At 63.0% G+C, this 17,175-nt stretch carries 16 protein-coding genes; 8 read left to right on the top strand and 8 right to left on the bottom strand.

Going from position 1 to position 17,175, the window contains the following annotated elements; translation table 11 throughout:
* Positions 1-126: 126 nt before the first annotated feature.
* On the bottom strand, positions 127-1,314 hold the full coding sequence (locus tag AOQ71_RS40135) for a cupin domain-containing protein (RefSeq protein WP_057758983.1): 1,188 nt from the start codon (positions 1,312-1,314) through the stop codon (positions 127-129).
* A 183-nt stretch (positions 1,315-1,497) separates the two neighbouring features.
* Complete coding sequence (locus tag AOQ71_RS40130) at positions 1,498-1,977, bottom strand: Lrp/AsnC family transcriptional regulator (protein WP_057759127.1); 480 nt, start codon at positions 1,975-1,977, stop codon at positions 1,498-1,500.
* Between the two features lie 136 nt (positions 1,978-2,113).
* Between AOQ71_RS40130 and ald the strand changes: the two genes are divergently transcribed.
* Complete coding sequence (gene ald / locus AOQ71_RS40125; RefSeq protein WP_057758981.1) at positions 2,114-3,229, top strand: alanine dehydrogenase; 1,116 nt, start codon at positions 2,114-2,116, stop codon at positions 3,227-3,229.
* A gap of 10 nt (positions 3,230-3,239) precedes the next feature.
* Here ald and AOQ71_RS40120 read toward each other — a convergent pair whose 3' ends face one another.
* Complete coding sequence (locus AOQ71_RS40120; protein ID WP_057758979.1) at positions 3,240-5,150, bottom strand: flavin-containing monooxygenase; 1,911 nt, start codon at positions 5,148-5,150, stop codon at positions 3,240-3,242.
* A 259-nt stretch (positions 5,151-5,409) separates the two neighbouring features.
* Between AOQ71_RS40120 and AOQ71_RS40115 the strand changes: the two genes are divergently transcribed.
* Positions 5,410-5,628, top strand: a complete 219-nt coding sequence (locus AOQ71_RS40115) for a hypothetical protein (protein ID WP_057758977.1) — start codon at positions 5,410-5,412, stop codon at positions 5,626-5,628.
* Positions 5,629-5,757: 129 nt separating this feature from the next.
* Complete coding sequence (locus AOQ71_RS40110) at positions 5,758-6,816, top strand: YeiH family protein (RefSeq protein ID WP_057758975.1); 1,059 nt, start codon at positions 5,758-5,760, stop codon at positions 6,814-6,816.
* 142 nt (positions 6,817-6,958) lie between these two features.
* Here AOQ71_RS40110 and AOQ71_RS40105 read toward each other — a convergent pair whose 3' ends face one another.
* The 5 genes from AOQ71_RS40105 to AOQ71_RS40085 form a co-directional block, all read right to left on the bottom strand.
* The gene (locus AOQ71_RS40105) at positions 6,959-7,846 is read right to left on the bottom strand and encodes an ABC transporter ATP-binding protein (RefSeq protein WP_083514825.1); all 888 of its coding nucleotides are present in this window, start codon (positions 7,844-7,846) and stop codon (positions 6,959-6,961) included.
* Entirely contained in the window at positions 7,828-8,742 is a 915-nt protein-coding gene (locus AOQ71_RS40100) for an ABC transporter permease (protein WP_083514824.1), read from the bottom strand. The genes AOQ71_RS40105 and AOQ71_RS40100 overlap by 19 nt, the downstream gene beginning before the upstream one ends.
* Positions 8,739-10,160: an ABC transporter substrate-binding protein gene (locus AOQ71_RS40095; protein ID WP_057758970.1), complete on the bottom strand. Its 1,422-nt coding sequence runs from the start codon at positions 10,158-10,160 to the stop codon at positions 8,739-8,741. Before AOQ71_RS40095 ends, AOQ71_RS40100 begins: the two co-directional genes overlap by 4 nt.
* Before the next feature lie 178 nt (positions 10,161-10,338).
* A complete protein-coding gene (locus tag AOQ71_RS40090; RefSeq protein ID WP_057758968.1) occupies positions 10,339-11,112 on the bottom strand; it encodes a Crp/Fnr family transcriptional regulator in 774 nt (257 codons plus the stop codon).
* A gap of 181 nt (positions 11,113-11,293) precedes the next feature.
* The gene (locus AOQ71_RS40085; RefSeq protein ID WP_057759122.1) at positions 11,294-11,605 is read right to left on the bottom strand and encodes a gamma-butyrobetaine hydroxylase-like domain-containing protein; all 312 of its coding nucleotides are present in this window, start codon (positions 11,603-11,605) and stop codon (positions 11,294-11,296) included.
* A gap of 208 nt (positions 11,606-11,813) precedes the next feature.
* Here AOQ71_RS40085 and AOQ71_RS40080 point away from each other — a divergent pair, with 208 nt between their 5' ends.
* The 5 genes from AOQ71_RS40080 (at position 11,814) to AOQ71_RS40060 (ending at position 16,966) form a co-directional block, all read left to right on the top strand.
* Positions 11,814-12,587 carry a ferredoxin--NADP reductase gene (locus AOQ71_RS40080; RefSeq protein WP_057759120.1) on the top strand — a complete coding sequence of 258 codons (774 nt, stop codon included), beginning with the start codon at positions 11,814-11,816 and terminating at the stop codon, positions 12,585-12,587.
* A gap of 104 nt (positions 12,588-12,691) precedes the next feature.
* Positions 12,692-14,434 carry a fumarate reductase/succinate dehydrogenase flavoprotein subunit gene (locus tag AOQ71_RS40075; RefSeq protein ID WP_057759119.1) on the top strand — a complete coding sequence of 581 codons (1,743 nt, stop codon included), beginning with the start codon at positions 12,692-12,694 and terminating at the stop codon, positions 14,432-14,434.
* A gap of 31 nt (positions 14,435-14,465) precedes the next feature.
* Entirely contained in the window at positions 14,466-14,699 is a 234-nt protein-coding gene (locus AOQ71_RS40070) for a 4Fe-4S dicluster domain-containing protein (RefSeq protein ID WP_008141081.1), read from the top strand.
* A gap of 2 nt (positions 14,700-14,701) precedes the next feature.
* Positions 14,702-15,679 carry a HEAT repeat domain-containing protein gene (locus tag AOQ71_RS40065; protein WP_057758966.1) on the top strand — a complete coding sequence of 326 codons (978 nt, stop codon included), beginning with the start codon at positions 14,702-14,704 and terminating at the stop codon, positions 15,677-15,679.
* A 114-nt stretch (positions 15,680-15,793) separates the two neighbouring features.
* Positions 15,794-16,966, top strand: a complete 1,173-nt coding sequence (locus tag AOQ71_RS40060; protein ID WP_057758964.1) for a fumarylacetoacetate hydrolase family protein — start codon at positions 15,794-15,796, stop codon at positions 16,964-16,966.
* Positions 16,967-17,175: the final 209 nt, after the last annotated feature.

Raw genomic sequence — 17,175 nt, 5'->3', positions numbered from 1 at the left:
TGGTGCCTGATCCTCACCACCCTCATCGCGCCCGCCAGCGACTGCTCACCGCTCAAATCGGTTTCTTAACGGACGACTCTGCACATTCGATGGCAGTTCGATGACAGCAGGCGCCGCGCTTGACAGTCAGCCCGCCGCGGCGATGACCGTGCGCTTGCGGCCGAAACTCGCCACCGCCGCCTCGGGGACTCCGAAATTGTTGGCGAGAAGGTGCCGCGGGGCCTGGCTCACCCAGTCGGTCAGGCTGCTTTCGCGGTAGGCGCCACTATCGAGCGCGCCGACCACCTCTGCTTCCTCGGTACCGATATTCTGGATCGAGTGTCCGCAATTGCTCGGGATATAGGCGCAGTCCCCGGCCGAAAGCTCCGCGACGGCGACGCGCTTGTCGAACGCGAACAGTGTCACGCGCGTGCGCCCCTTCAGCACATAGTGCCACTCATTGGCATCGGCGTGCCAGTGCGGCTCGTGCATCGCGCCCGGCTTCAGCTTGAGTACGATGCCGGTCATGGTGCTCGACATTGGGAATTCCCCGGCGGACGCCACATAGAGCTGGCCGCCGGCGGTGTTCACGCGCGGCTTCTGCGACATCAGCGGGAAGCGATGCGTCCGATCGCGAGCGAGGGGCTTTGCGACCTTCGCCTGCGGTCCGTCCAGCGCCAGGATTTCGCCCTGCATGATGTAGGTTTCCGCTTTCGGATTGGCGCTGAGGATGTCGGAGGGAACGCCGAGCGCCTGCGACAGAGTGGGGGCATCGTAGCGGCTCATCCAGTCGCTGATGCCGAATGTGCCGTGCTCGGAATAGAGTCCGTCGTCAAAGGCGAGGATGGCGTGACAGGGGATGGACCCCAGCGTCTGGATGGCGTGGCTGTGGCCCTTCGGAAAGTACCAGAGATCGCCGGGGCCGAGGTTGACGACCTCGAGCTGCCCGTCCGGGTCGACCGCCGTCACCTGACAATTGCCGTCGACGACATAGGCCCACTCGGCCGAATTGTGCCAATGCATCTCCCGGGCACCGCCGGCATTGACGAACAGATGTGCGCCGGCGATGCCGGTCGCGAGCGGCAGGCCGCGGGTGGTGATCTCGCGCGCCCAGCCGCCGGACGTGGCCTTGATCGGTCCGGTGTCGAGCGAAGCCGTGAACACCATGGGATCGCCCGACTTCCGCGGAATCGTCTTCAGGTACTCGGAGGCCGGGGCAACGTCGTAGCCCGCCGCATGCCCGTCGGGGGCCGCAATCGCGGATTTGCCGGCGCCCAAGGCGCCGGCACTGAAGGCAACGGATTGAATGAAAAGACGGCGGCTGGATTTGAACATGGAAAACCCCAGGAATGATATGGTTACGTGACATGGGGCGCTGGTCGCATCGCGTCCTATCAATTGGGTCTGATGATGGGGTCTGTTCGGCTCAATCGTGTGGTTGAAATTGCAATTCAACTTTCTTTGATGAAGGGACGACGCCGCTGACAAAGCCGTCGCCTCGGAGCGCAGCGGGCCCGGCTACCGCTTCGTCTCGCCGAACACCACGGTCGGCACTGCGCGGTTGACGACCTCGCGCAACGCAAAACTCGATTGCACCCGCGCCACGCGCGGCAGTCGCGACAGCTCGGTGCGGTGGATGCGCTCGAAATCCTGGATGTCACGTGCGAGCACGATCAGGATGTAATCGTCGGTGCCTGACATCAGGAAGCAGCGCACGACGGAAGGACACTTCACCACCTCCGCCTCGAAGGCCTTCAGGGCCTCGTCGCTCTGGCTCTCAAGCGCAATGCGCACCAACACCGTCGTGGTGAGGCCGAACTGGGCGAGGTCGAGCGCGGCCTGGTAGGCTTGGATGTAGCCGTCATCCTCCAGCGCCTTCTGCCGTCGCGCCAGCGCTGTGCTTGACAGGCCGACCTTGTTGGCGAGCTCGGTATGGCTGGCGCGCGCATTGGTCGTGAGTTCCGCGAGAATCGCGAGGTCTTTGCGGTCGAGGGCCAAGGTTTCGTTTCCGGCGTGAAAGGGCACTTCCGCGACCGAAACAGGCGCGGGAAGGTCAAAGCTAGCGGATATTTGCACGAAACCAAACCTCCTGCGCCGCTACGATCTCAGGAGGAAGCAAAAGGAGACCAGCAGGATGCGTGTCGGTGTACCCAAGGAAATCAAGGTCCAGGAATATCGCGTCGGGCTCACCCCGGGCGCCGTCCGCGAATATGTCGCAGCCGGCCACCAGGTGACGGTCGAGACCGGCGCTGGCAACGGCATCGGCGCGTCCGATGAGGTGTACCAGCGGGCAGGGGCCTCCATTGCGGCGAGCGCAAGCGACATCTTCGCCAAGTCCGAGATGATCGTGAAGGTGAAGGAGCCGCAGAAGGGCGAATGGGCCCAGCTCCGCGAAGGCCAGATCCTGTTCACTTATCTCCACCTTGCGCCGGATCCGGAGCAAGCCAAGGGCCTGCTCGCTTCCGGCTGCACAGCGATTGCCTATGAAACCGTCACCGACGCGGCCGGCCACCTCCCCCTGCTCGCGCCGATGAGCGAAGTCGCCGGCCGCCTCGCCATCGAGGCCGCCGGCGCCGCGCTCAAGCGGACGGCCGGCGGTCGCGGTCTGCTGCTCGGCGGCGTGCCGGGCGTGCAGCCGGCGCGCGTCGTCGTGCTTGGCGGCGGCGTGGTGGGAATGCAGGCCGCGCGGATGGCCGCAGGCCTCGGCGCCGAAGTCACCGTGATCGACCGCTCGATTCCGCGCTTGCGCGAGCTTGATGATCTCTTCACCGGACGTGTGCGCACGCGCTTCTCGACGATCGAGTCCGTCGAAGAAGAAGTATTCAGCGCCGACGTCGTGATCGGCGCGGTGCTGGTGCCGGGCGCAAGCGCTCCGAAACTCGTCACGCGCGCGATGCTGAAATCGATGCGCCCGGGCGCGGTGCTGGTCGACGTTGCGATCGACCAGGGCGGCTGCTTCGAGACCTCGCATGCGACGACGCATGCGGAGCCGACCTATGAGGTCGATGGCGTCGTGCATTATTGCGTGGCCAACATGCCGGGCGCGGTGCCGGTCACCTCAAGCCAGGCGCTCAACAATGCGACATTGCCGTTCGGCTTGATGCTGGCGAACAAGGGCTTTGCCGCAATGCTGGAGAACCCGCATTTGCGCAACGGGCTGAACGTGCATCGCGGCCGTGTCACCAACAAGGCGGTGGCGGACAGCCTCGGGCTGGAATTCGCACCGGTGGAAAGCGGGCTCGCGGCGTAGAGCCGCGAACCTACGCCTTCGTCAGCCTGTACTGTCGCATGTCGGGATCGTGCGTCATGCGCCAATAGTCCACGAAGCGCCATGGCATCGCCGAGAAAACGCGGCCGGTTGCGTTGCGATAGTAAGTGCTCATGCCCGGATGGGTCCAGATCATCGCCTCGTGCTCTGCATCGACCTTGCTGACGTAGTCGTCGAGCACATCCTGGCGGACATCAATCGCGGCGATGTCGTGCTCGATCATGTCGACGAGGCAAGCTGAGATGTAGCGGCTCTGGCATTCCGACTGGAAGATGACGCTGCCGCCATGCGCCGGACCGGAATTGGGCCCGCGCATGCAGAAGAAGTTGGGGAAATCGGGCACGGTGAGGCCGAGAAACGCCGTCGGATTGTCGTTGGCCCAGGCCTGCCGCAAAGCCTTGCCGTCGCGGCCGCTGATGTTGAGGCGCGCGGCCATCTCGGTGACCTTGAAGCCGGTGGCAACCACGATGATGTCGGCGGGGCGGTGCTTGCCGTCGGCGGTGACGATGCCACTCTCGTCAAAATGGTCGATCGTATCGGTGATGAGCTCGACATTGTCCCGCGTCAATGTCTTGAACCAGCTGTTGTCGAGCAGGATGCGCTTGCCATAGGGCGGATAGGTCGGCACGCATTTTGCGATCAGGTCGGGCCGGTCCTTCAGCTCTGACAGGATGAAGTCGGTCAGCTCCTGGCGGTGTCGATCGTTGCCCTTGTTGACGGCGCGCTCCGGATGCGGCCAGGCCGGGTCCTTGCGCAGGAACGGCAACAGGCCATCGCCGTAGCGCCAGAACATGTTGAAGCGATACCATTGCACATAGAATGGCAGGTGCGCGAGCAGCCAGCGCGCGCCCTCGGTGATCGGATCGGCATAGCCCTTCACCGGTCGCGCCCATTGCGCGCTGCGCTGATAGACCGTGACCGAGGCGACGCGGCCGGCGATCGTCGGCACCAGCTGCATCGATGTCGCGCCGGTGCCGATCACGGCAACATGCTTGCCGTCGAGCTTGATGTCGTCCGACCACAACGCCGAGTGAAGGATCGTGCCCTCGAAGCTCTCCTCCCCCTTGAAGTGCGCGCGGGAGGGATCGTTGAGCTGGCCGATGGCCGCGACGAGCGCGGTGGATTCGAAGGTTTCTTCGCCATTGCACGTCTTCAGCGTCGAGATCCAGCGCCGCTTTCCTTCATCCCAGCGCGACGAGGTCAGCTCCGTGTTGACGCGCAGATGCTTGCGGATGCCGTATTCATCGGCGACTTTCAGGAGATAATCGAGCAGCTCCTCGCGCTGGCAGAAATAGCGTGTCCAGGCATTGCGCGGGCCGAACGAGTAGGAATAGGAGTGGTTCGGCGTGTCGACGCCGCAGCCGGGATAGCGGTTGATCCACCAGGTGCCGCCGAGCTCGGTGTTCTTCTCGACGATGGTGTAGGGGATGCCGAGATGGCCAAGCGCCACGGCGAGCGCGATGGCGCAGACCCCGGCACCGACGATCAGCACGTGCTGCGCTGTGAGCTTCTCGTCCGATGGCCGCCTGGTCCATTGCGCCTCGCGCGACACAAAGCCCATCTCCTCCCGCATCAGCGGCGCATATTCCGGTGCGACGTTCTCGCCGAGGCAGGCGCGCATCATCTTGAGCAGCAGCTCGTCGCCGGGATCGGTGATGACGGGTGTTGGCGTGTCGTCGGCAAAGAGCTCGACCACGGCGGCGCGGATCTCGTCCTGGATCTCTCGGGGAACGCCGGCCTCGGGATCGGGGATGAGACGGATGTCGCGCTTGGGAAGATAAGGAGGCTCGAGCCAGCGGGCGTCGCCGGTCATGTGCACCAGCACCATGAGGAGGCAGCGGATGTCCCCTTCCGCAATGGCTGAGGCGAGGTCGAGGGGCTTGCGGGGAGATTCGATGTTCATCGTCTTCTTCTGATCTCCGGCGATCCGGCGACGGACCTGCGGGCGACGGCAGGCTAGTCGACCCGGATGGAATCGTCCATGCGGCCGGCTTCCGGGGGCCGGGCTGCGGTGCCAAATGGGGCGAAAGAAGAAAACTATTGCCGTGGGATGTTCCTGCGGAAGGAGTTTTCCCTCAAGGGGCCAAAAACGCCAATCGCTTCCATTGCCGTTTTGGGCCGAAACGACGACATTCCATCCAGAAATTGATGGATTGACGGCCATGGAACGCAGTGGATTTGAGCCCTTCGGCGAGCAGCTGGTGTCCGCAACGGACAGCCAGTCGCAATCGCGTGCCTCAAAGCTGCTGCTTCGGGCCGGCACCACCGTGTTCTGGACGCTGGTCGCAGGCATCGTGCTCGCACGTGCAGCGTTCTTCGAGCCGGGCGTCTATGACAGGTTCAGCCACGTGGCTTCGCTCGCCAAGGACCTGCTCTTCTGATACGGACCTCTGTTTTGAGCCGGGTTATTCCACGCTGGGGATCAAACTTCCCTCGGCCCTGATATGTCGAAAACTTATTCCCCAACGCGAGCGCCGTGCGTATAAATCTTTCTCCTCTGGGAGAGATTTGTGTCGCAGAATCAAGCATCCAGCCCGGCCGACGCCAAGCCGACCACGGCCTTTAGCCGTATCGTCGCGCTGATTCCCGGCATTCTCCTTTGCATCCTCGTCGCAGGTGTTTCGGCCCTGCTGGAGCGGGCGGAACTCGGCGTGTTCGAGCACCCTTATATCGAGGCGCTGGTGATGGCGATCCTGCTGGGGATGGCCCTGCGCAGCTTCTGGAAGCCGGCGCCGCGCTGGCAGGCCGGCATCGCCTTCAGTGCCAAGCAGCTGCTTGAAGTCGCGGTCATGCTGCTCGGCGCCTCCATCAGCTTTGCCGCCATCGCGGCCTCCGGCATCGCGCTGCTCGCCTCGATCGCTGCAGTCGTGGTGATCGCGCTCTGCGTCTCCTTCGGCCTGAGCCGCATGCTCGGGCTATCGACGCGGCTGTCGATCCTGATTGCTTGCGGCAATTCGATCTGCGGCAATTCGGCGATCGCGGCGGTCGCGCCGATCATCGGCGCCAGCAGCGACGAGATCGCATCCTCGATCTCCTTCACCGCGATTCTCGGCGTCGTGATGGTGCTGGGCCTGCCGCTGTTGATCCCGCTGCTCCAGCTCACCGCCACGCAGTACGGCATTCTCGCTGGGTTAACCGTCTATGCCGTGCCGCAAGTACTCGCGGCGACGGTGCCGGCCGGCCTGATCTCCACGCAGATCGGCACGCTGGTCAAGCTGATGCGCGTGCTGATGCTGGGCCCCGTGGTCGTCGGCCTCTCGCTGGTCGCTTCGCGCTGGCAGGCCGGCGCCAAGAAGACCAATGTCGGCTTCTTCCGCCTGGTCCCGTGGTTCATCCTCGGCTTCCTTGCGCTCGCGACCTTGCGCTCGCTGGAGATCGTGCCGGGTACGGTGGTTGCTCCGGTGACGAAGATCACGACGTTCCTTACCGTGGTGTCGATGGCGGCCCTTGGCCTCGGGGTCGACGTGCGCGTGCTCGCCAATGTTGGTGGCAGGGTGACGGCAGCTGTGACGCTCTCGCTGATGCTGCTGCTCGGCATCAGCATCGCGCTGGTGCACTGGTTCAAGTGATCGAGGCAAGACTGCCGTAAGGTGGGCAAAGCGAAGCGTGCCCACGGATTTTCGCGATCGAGAGAGGTGGTGGGCACGGCGCAAGGGCGCCTTTGCCCACCCTACGCGACGGTCGTTTCCCCGGGGGGCAGGTCGAGCTAAATCAAATCACGTCAGCCAGCGAATGCCCGTGCAGCTCGATGTTGAGCCCCTGCATGCCCATGTCGTTGATCTCGCCGCCCATCGCCTTCAGGCTCTCCTCGCGGATCAGCGACATCAGGCCGCGGCGCAGTGCCAAAAATTCCGACGACATCATCATCGATTGCTGCCGCGGCCGCTCCAATGGAATCGGTATCTCGGCCTTGATCGAGCCGGGGCGCGCGGTCATGCAGTAGACGCGGTCGGACAGGAAGATCGCCTCGTCGATGTCGTGGGTGACGAACAGCACCGAGATTTTCAGGCGCTGCCACATATTGGTGAGGATTTGTTGCATGATGACGCGCGTCTGCGCGTCGAGCGCGCCGAACGGCTCATCGAGCAGCAGCACTTTGGGTCCCGTGGCGAGCGCACGGACTATGCCGACGCGCTGCTTCATGCCGCCGGACAGTTTCTCCGGGTAATGCTTTTCGAAGGCTTCCAGGCCTGCGAGTCCGAGCAATGTGCGCGCGGCCCGTTCGCGCTGCGAGCGCGGCATGCCGCGCATCTTGAGGCCGAACTCGACGTTCTCCCGCACCGTCTTCCAGGGAAACAGCGAATATTGCTGGAACACCATGCCGCGTTCGGCGCTGGGGCCGTTCACACGCTCGCCGTCGACGGTGACGATTCCCGTGGTGGGTGTGAGGAAGCCGGCGACTGCGTTCAGCAGCGTCGACTTTCCGCAGCCGGAGGGCCCGACGATCGAGACGAATTCGCCCGGCTTCACATGGATCTGCGTGTCGGTGACGGCCTGAACCGGTCCCTCGATGCTATCATAGCTGAGGGAGAAGTTCTTGACGTCGATATGGCCCTTCGCTTCGCTCGCAAGCATCTCGCTCATCTCGTCGATCTCCATGGCATCACCAGATGTCCCGCACCCCTGATCAGCAGGCTCGATCCGAGGCCAAGCACGCCGATCGCGATCATGCCGAGCGCGATGTCGGCATATTGCACCAGCGAATAGGCCTCCCAGGTGAAATAGCCGATGCCGTACTGGCCCGAGATCATCTCGGCCGCGATCAGCGACACCCAGGCGACGCCCATGCCGACGGTAAGGCCGGTGAAGATGTGCGGCAGCGAGGCCGGAAAATACACCTCGCGGAAGATCGACCGTTCGCGCGCGCCGAGACATTGTGCGGCGCGCACCAGCACGGGGTCGACCAGCGACATGCCGTGCAGCGTGTTGACCAGGATAGGGAAGAACGAGCCCAGGAAGGTGATGAAGACGATGCTCTGCTCGTTGGTCGGCCACAGCATGATCGCCATCGGTACCCAGGCGATCGCCGGGATCAGCCGCAGCACCTCGGCCACGGGAAAGATGATCTCATGCACCAGCTTGAAGCGGCCCATGATCAGGCCGAGCGGCACGCCGACAACAGCGGCCAGCGAGAAGCCGATGAAGATGCGCCGGCAGCTCAGCAAGATGTGCATCAGGAATTTGGGATCGTGGATGGCCTTGACGAAGCTCGCATAGACCGCGAGCGGGGAGGGTACGTTGGTGAAACGCACAAAGAACACGACGCGATAGGTCGTGAGCAGGTGCCAGACCAGCAGGAAGGCGATCAGCGAGATGATGCCGATCGCGGTGGCGCGAAGCCGACCCTGGTTCAGCCGGTACCAGCGCAACGCGAGCGTGCCGAAGGATGGCGGTGGCGCGGGTGGGATGGCGGCTGGCGCGGGGCCCGCCTGTGCAAGTGCTGCTGTTGCCGGCATACTGTCCTCGGGATGTCTGACGAGGGCGGGACTGCTCACGTCTTGTCTCCGCTGACGGCTGCCTTCACCGCGTCGTCGAAGCCGAGCACCTTGCCGCTGATCTTGGCGGCATAGGCCTCGGCGTCCTTCTTGAGCAGGAACGGGGCGACGTCACCATTGCCGACCGCAAAGAAGGCCTGGTCGGCGAATAGCTTGATGCCGCGCGTGGTGTCGAAGACGTAAGCGACGTTGATCTTCTTGCCCTTGGCCTTGAAGTCGGCATAAGCCCCGAGCGTGCAGGCGGCGGACGAGAACGGCATGATGCCGGCCTCATCGACCCAGACCTCGCCGGCCTTGCGTGGATCGGTGATCGGCTTCTTGCAGAAGGCGTCTTCGCCCCTGATCTCATAGTTCTTTGTGCTGCCCAGCTGCGCGTCATAGTCGAGCTTCATCTCGGCGTAGGCCTTGCGGATGTAGCTGTCGTCGACCCATTTCTTTGGATCGAACTCCTTCATGCGGCCGAGGTTTTGCAGCACCTTGACGTCGGCGCTGGCTGCTTCGATCAGCGTCGGCTTGACCGTGGGATCGGTGGTCATGTTGCCGCCCGGTCCCAGGAAGATGTAGACGACTTCCTTGTTGATGCCGGTCCATTCCTGGATCTTCTCGGAAGCAAGCTTGGGATCGTCGCGCAGCCACTGGTTGGCGGCGATCAGCGCCTTGAAATAGGCAACGACGACTTCAGGATATTTCTCGGCGAAATCGGTGCGCACCACGATGCCGTGAAAGGTCGGCAAGTTCGTCTCGACGCCGTCGAAGATCTTTCGCGCAAAGCCGCGGAAGGGAAGCAGCTCAGCGAAGGGGACGAAGTCGGCATGGGCGTCGATCTTCTTCTCCTGGAGATTGGTCGAGCCGACCTCCGGGCTCTGGCTGACGAGCTGGAAGAAATCGGATGAATAGCCGCGGTCTTGCATCGCCTTCAGCACCATGCCGTGCGCAGCGGAGCCGAACGGCACGCTGACCAGCTTGCCCTTGAGATCGGCGAGATCGTAGTAGGGCGAGTCCTTGTGGACGACGATGCCGTTGCCGGAGCCGGACAGGCTGTATGCGGCGATGCCGATCAGCCGGCTCTTGCTTTCAGGGTTGCTCTCGAAGGTGAAGCCGTTCACGATCAGCGGATAGTCGCCCATCATGCCGATCTGCAGCTTGTTCGCCATCATCGCGTTGGTGACGGGCGGACCGGACGTGAAATTTTGCCACTCCAGCTCGAACTTGATGTTGGCGTATTTACCTGACGTGGGCAGATATTTTTCGAGAAGATGCAGCTGCCGGATGACGACGCCCGCGGTCACCGTGTTGGTCGTGGTGTCCTGCGTTCCGATGCCGAGCGTGACGGTTTCCGCCGAGGCCGGCTGGGCGAGGATTAGCGCCAGCGACGTCACCGACATCGCGATCGAGAGCGTGGGAAGATGGCGGACCATTCTCATCCTCATTCGGTTGGATGTGCTGCGGTTGCCATGATTGGGGGAGGGCGCGGGCAGGGCAAATCCGGAATGACCGCGGTAGTCGATTAGTTGCCGGGAAAAGCTGATTGCATAGTCCTTGGGCAGTCCTGCACTATAAAGCCGCTTGCCTGTGCACCGGCCCTGGTCGGCTTCTTCAGTCGGAGGCTTGGCCCCGCATCTCCTCCAGCACGTCGGTTCGGCAGACCACGATCTGCGAGCGCTTGGTGACGACGATCCCCTTCTCCTGCATCCGCTTCAGGCTGATCGTGACCCATTGCCTGGTGGCGCCGACCATGTGGGCGATGTCGGCATGGGTGAAGGCGGCCGCGATCACGCGGCCCTCGGCATCCTCGACGCCGTAGAGCTCGACGAGGTGCAGGAGCAGATGTGCGAGGCGCTGCGTGATCGAGCGAGTTCCCAGCATCTGAGCCAGCGCCGAATAGCATTTGCCCTTGAAAGTCAGGCCTTCAATAAGACCGATCGCGAGGTTCGGGATATCCGCAGCAAGGGACCGCAATTCTCTTCCGGGCAGGTGTACGACGCTGCAATTGCTCGACGCGACGCCGGACCATTGATGCACCGTGCCCTCGAACACTTCGGGCCCGCCGACGAAGTTGCCGACATGCCAATAGGCGAGTGTGATCTCGCGCCCCTGCGGCGAGGTATAGAACACACGGATGCGGCCGCTTTCGATCAGCCAGATGCCGTCATGCTTACCGCCCTGGCTGAACAGCGTCTGGCCGCGGTTAAGCACCTTTCGCCGGCCCTGCTTCAGCACCAGTTCCCGCTCTCGTGGGCTGAGCTTGTCCATCAGCGCCGGCGGCCCGCCGATCCATTGCTGGTTCTCGGTCAGCAGCAGCGAGGAACTAGCCGCAGGTCGGACTGCCGGGGGAACCGCCCCGCGCACTGCACTTGCCGCCTGCAACATTGTCTGCCTCCGGAACGTTCGAATCGTTCTACAGATGAGCAATGTCCGTGCCAGATGGGGGTTAAGGAGTGAGGTTGCTCCGCCGTCGTGCCCGGCTTGTCCCGGGCATCCACGTTCTTGGTGAGGCAGGAAGATCGTGGACGGNNNNCCCGGCCATGACGCTGGTTGCGCAACCGAACGCTCAGGATGCAGGGTTGTCTGCAGCAGCCAGGCTCAGCAAATACGGCTTTGGGTAAATCCCCTTGTTGTGTCCATCGGAAAACGAGATGTTCAGCCCATAGCCGAGGTCGCCGATCTCGGTGATGGCGATTCCCGGAAACCGTTGAGGGAAACATTCGTCGAAGCGGGCCCGGGTGCAGTGGGCGCATTTGCAGGAAAGGCGAAGTTTCTCGGCGGGAACGCTGAAGGCATCACCCTCGGCGGTACGGACGAGCAGCGTCGCGAGATCGGCGCTTGCTTCGTAGTCGGCCACGGTTGGCGCCATCAGGGGCATGGTCAAGACGAACCTCCTCATACTGTCTACGTCACCGTCGGCGCGCGGCGATAGCAACTAATTGCCAGCGAGAGCATGCGATCGGACGGTTACCGCCTGCTCTGCAATCACCGCTCGCGAAATGTGAAACTAATCGACCGGGAATTCCACTTCCGAATTGCCGGACTCCACTCTCTCCGAGAACCTGCGCGCAATCAAAGGAGAGACCATGAGCGCATTTCAGAAGGAAACGGTTTTGTCGGTCCGGCACTGGACCGAATCCCTGTTCAGCTTCACCGCAACGCGCGATCCCGGCTTCCGCTTCCAGAACGGCCAGTTCGCGATGATCGGGCTGGAAGTCGAGGGCAAGCCGTTGATGCGCGCCTACAGCATGGCCAGCGCCAATCACGAGGAAGCGCTCGAATTCTTCTCGATCAAGGTGCAGGACGGCCCGCTGACCTCGCGCCTCCAAAAGATCCGGGAAGGCGACATCATCCTGGTCGGCCGCAAGGCGACGGGTACGCTGATCACCGGCAATCTCATCCCGGGAAAACGCCTGCTGCTGCTCTCGACCGGCACGGGCCTTGCGCCCTTCGCCAGCCTGATCAAGGACCCCGACGTCTACGAGAATTACGAGACCATCGTGCTTGCCCATGGCTGCCGCCAGGTCTCCGAGCTCGCTTATGGCGAGCACGTCGTCGATGGCCTGCGCAATCACGAATTCTTCGGCCCCCTGATCCGCGACAAGCTGGTCTATTATCCGACCGTTACCCGCGAGCCGTTCCGCAATCGCGGCCGTATCACCGACCTAATCGCCTCCAACCAGCTGTTCGAGGATATCGGCCAATCCGGCCTCGATATCGAGACCGACCGCATCATGCTGTGCGGGAGCCCGGCGATGCTCGAGGAACTGCACGCGATGTTCTCCGCGCGCGGCTTTGTCGAGGGCAATCACAGCCAGCCCGGTCATTTCGTCATCGAAAAGGCCTTCGTCGAGCGCTGAGGCGCAAATCGCGTCCCGGCGACAACTAATTGCTATCGCCGGACGATCACCTGAACAAATCTGATGCAAAGGCGCCGGAGATGCCGGCGGACCAGGAGCAAGCGATGGCACTAGATCAGATCGTCGACGGACTTTCGGAGGTTTCCTGCGATGTGCTCGTGATCGGCGGCGGCACCGCCGGCCCGATGGCGGCGCTGAAGGCGAAGCTGAAGAACCCGAAGGCCAACGTCGTCCTGCTCGAGAAGGCCAACGTCAAGCGCTCAGGCGCGATCTCGATGGGTATGGACGGACTGAACAACGCCGTCATCCCCGGCTACGCGACGCCGGAGCAGTACACCAAGGAAATTACCATCGCCAATGACGGCATTGTCGACCAGAAGGCGGTCTATAAATATGCCCAGAATTGCTACAAGATCATCGAGGAGCTCGACAGTTTCGGCATCCGCTTCCTGAAGAACGAGAACGGCGACTACGCCGTCAAGAAGGTGCACCATATCGGCACCTATGTGCTGCCGATGCCGAACGGCGAGACCGTGAAGAAGGCGCTGTACCGTCAGCTCCGCCGCGCGCGCATCCTGATCTCCAACCGCTACATGGCGACGCGGCTGCTGAAATCGTCCGACGGCCGCATTGCCGGCGCGATCTCCGTCAACACCCGCACCGCCGAGATCCTGGTGATCAAGGCCAAGGCCGTGATCCTTTGCATGGGCGCCGCCGGCCGGCTTGGCCTGCCGACCTCCGGCTACATGTTCGGCACCTACGAGAACGCCGCCAATTCCGGTGACGGCTATTCCATGGCTTATCACGCTGGTGCTGCGCTCGCGAACCTCGAATGCTACCAGATCAATCCCCTGATCAAGGATTATAACGGCCCGGCCTGCGCCTATGTCGCCGGTCCCTTCGGCGCCTTCACGGCGAACAACGAAGGCTCGCGCTTCATCGAATGCGATTACTGGTCCGGCCAGATGATGCTGGAGTTCTACAACGAACTCCTGTCCGGCAAGGGGCCGGTTTTCCTCCAGCTCAAGCATCTCCATCCCGACACCATCTCGGAGATCGAATCCACGCTGCACAAGGTCGAGCGGCCCACGCGCGGTCTGTTCCAGCAGGGGCGCAGCGTCGATTACCGCAACGAGTCGATCGAGATGCACATCTCGGAGATCGGCTTCTGCTCCGGCCACAGCGCCTCCGGCGTGTTCGTCGACGACAACGCGCGCACGACCGTGCCGGGCCTGTACGCCGCCGGCGACATGGCGAGCGTGCCGCACAATTACATGCTCGGCGCCTTCACCAATGGCTCGGTCGCCGGCATCGACGCGATGGAGTTCGCCGACAATCACGACTTTGCCGAGTTCGATGCGGCTGATATCGCCAAGGAGCGCGATCGCGTGCTCGCACCGACCAAACGCGAGGACGGCATTCCGCCGAACCAGGTCGAATACAAGACCCGCCGCCTGGTGAATGATTACCTTCAGCCGCCGAAGGTCACGCGCAAATACGAGCTCGGCATGCGCCGCCTCGCCGAGACGCGGCAGGACATGCAGGAGCGCATGATCGCACGCAACGCGCATGAGCTGCTCCGCGCGCTGGAAGTGCAGTCGATCATGGATTGCGCCGACATGGCCGTGCATGCCTCGCTCTATCGCGAGGAGAGCCGCTGGGGCCTCTACCACTGGCGCACCGATTTCCCGGAGAAGGACAATGAGAACTGGTTCTGCCACACGCTGCTGTCGAAGCAGAACGGCAAGATGACCAGCGAGAAGCGCGCCGTCGAGCCTTACGTCGTCCCGATCGCCGACGACGAGAAGGATCTCTACGACAAGCAGCGCATCCGCGCCACTGCCTGATCCACCGCAACAGAGCAACAGGAGACATCACATGCCTCTCGCGTCCTATCAGACATCGGTTCCGGTGGTCGTCGACGACGCCAAATGCATCGCCGACAAGGGCTGCACCGTCTGCGTCGACGTCTGCCCGCTCGACGTGCTGCGCATCAGCGACATGACCGGCAAGGCCTACATGGCCTATGATGAGTGCTGGTACTGCATGCCCTGCGAGGCCGATTGCCCGACCGGCGCCGTCACTGTCAACATTCCCTACCTGTTGAGGTGATCATGTCGAGCCCGTTCGAATCCTACGACGATCTCGAAGATGCCGACGAGCGGCTCCAGGCCGCCGATCCTGCCGAGCGCCGCGTCGCGATCATCGCGCTCGGCCATTCCGGCGATCCCGCGGCCGTCGCGCACCTCGCCAATATGGTGGCCGATCCCGACGCCGGCGTGCGCCAACAGGTGGCGATGGCACTCGGCGAGTTCGATGGGCCGGAGGCGGCAAGTGTGCTGGTGAAGCTGCTGGTCGATCCGGAAAGGATCGTCGCGGCGGCCGCGGCCGACAGCATGGCGGAATTCAAGGATCCCGCCTGCGCCGATGTCATCTTGCCGCTCGTCAAGCATGCCCACGCCTTCGTTCGTATGGGCGCGCTGCGCGCGCTGAAGGAATTGCGCTGCAAGGACACGCTCAAGCCAGCACTCGAAGCGCTGCAGGACGCTGATGCCGCCGTTCGCGTGCAGGCGATCGGCGTGATCGGCTTCCTCAAACTGGAGGAATCCATCCCAGCGCTGACCGCGCTGATCAATGATCCCGACGCGCATGTACGCCGCGCCGCGGTGAGCGCGCTGGCGTTCTCGCAGATGAAGCCCGCTGCCGAGACGATCACCCGGGCACTGAAGGACTCCGACTGGATGGTGCGAGAGATGGCGGCGGAGACGCTCGGTCTCAGCGTCAACGGTTCGCTCGCCGCCGACCAACTCATCGGCGGGCTCACGGATGAGTTCTGGCAGGTACGACTGAAAGCGATCCGCAGCCTCGGCAAGATGAAGATCGAGCGTGCGGTGCGTCCGATCGGCAATTGCGTCAATCACGACCAGGCGAATTTGCGGAAAGAGGCGGCCGCCGCGCTCGGCGAGATCGCGCATCCCGACGGTGAGGCCTTTTTGGCGGTCGTTGCCGACGATGCGGATCCAGACGTCCGCAAGAATGCACGCTGGGCGCTGCAGCAGATCGCGGCCCGCAAGGCGCGCGCAGGGGCGTAGCAGCAGGGCATTCTGCCGCTCTGGACTTCCCCTGCCAGACGTTTATTGGTCTTCGCCAATGGGATCAGTTGCCAGCGAGAGCAGCCGATCTGAAAAACAGCGAGGACGCCGGCCATGACGAATTTGACGGTTCAAGACCTTCTCCCCGAGGACGGAACGAAGGGAACGCTGGTCGGCCGCGTCTGGCTGCCGCCGGCGAACGGTCCGGCCGTGGTCGCGGTGCGCGTTGACGGCGTCTTCGACGTCACCGCCAAATTTCCGACCGTCAGCGCCCTCTGCGAGGAGGACAATCCGGCCAAGGCGCTTGCCGCGATCAAGGGCGAACGCATCGGCGATCTCGAAGCCATCGTCGCCAACACGGCACCTGATGGGCGCGATCCGAAAAAGCCCTGGCTGCTCGCGCCGGTCGATCTCCAGACCCTGAAGGCCGCGGGTGTCACTTTCGCGATCTCGATGCTGGAACGCGTGATCGAGGAGCGCGCCAAGGGCAACCCCGCCTCGGCCGAAGCCATTCGCAAGGAAGTCACGCGGCTGATCGGCGACGATCTGTCCAAGCTCAAGCCGGGTTCTGACCAGGCGATGCATTTGAAACAGGTGCTGATCGATCAGAACGCCTGGAGCCAATATCTCGAGGTCGGCATCGGCCCCGATGCCGAGGTCTTCACCAAGGCGCCGACGCTTTCCTCGGTCGGCACCGGCATGGATGCCGGGCTGCATCCGAAATCGACCTGGAACAATCCCGAGCCGGAGCTCGTGCTGTTCGTCTCCAGCCGCGGCAAGATCGTCGGCGGTGCGCTCGGCAACGACGTCAATTTGCGCGACTTTGAGGGCCGCTCGGCGCTTCTGCTGTCGAAGGCCAAGGACAACAACGCCTCTTGCGCGATCGGCCCGCTGCTGCGGCTGTTCGACGAGACCTTCACGCTCGATGACGCGCGCAAGCTCGACATCAGCCTGAACGTAACGGGGACTGACGGCTTTGTCCTCGACGGGCATTCCTCGATCAGCAAGATCAGCCGCGATCCGACCGATCTCGTCGCGCAGACCATCGGCAAGGTGCATCAATATCCTGACGGTTTCGTGCTGTTCCTCGGCACGATGTTCGCACCGGTCAAGGATCGCGATGCGCCGGGGCAGGGGTTCACCCACAAGCGCGACGACATCGTCACGATTGCCGCCCCGCAACTCGGCAAGCTCGTCAACCGCATGCGGACCAGCGACGAGTGCGAGCCGTGGACGTTCGGCATCGGCGCGCTGATGAAGAACCTTGCGCAGCGCAAGCTGATCTAGCTTTTTCGCTTGCCTGCTGTTGATCGCACCGGATCACACACGCGAATTTCCATGAGATCGTCATGCCCGGACGAGCCCGGCCATGCTGTCTCGTAGAAACTAGTTGATCTTTAGGTTGTATAATATATAAGATTAACTCTGTGCGTGTAGATTTCGCGCATCCAGATTATTCGACCAATAGTCAAATAATATGACTATACGGACGCTGT

The sequence above is a fragment of the Bradyrhizobium manausense genome (genome assembly GCF_001440035.1).
Classification (GTDB): domain Bacteria; phylum Pseudomonadota; class Alphaproteobacteria; order Rhizobiales; family Xanthobacteraceae; genus Bradyrhizobium; species Bradyrhizobium manausense.
This window is presented reverse-complemented; position numbering and strand designations above follow the sequence as displayed.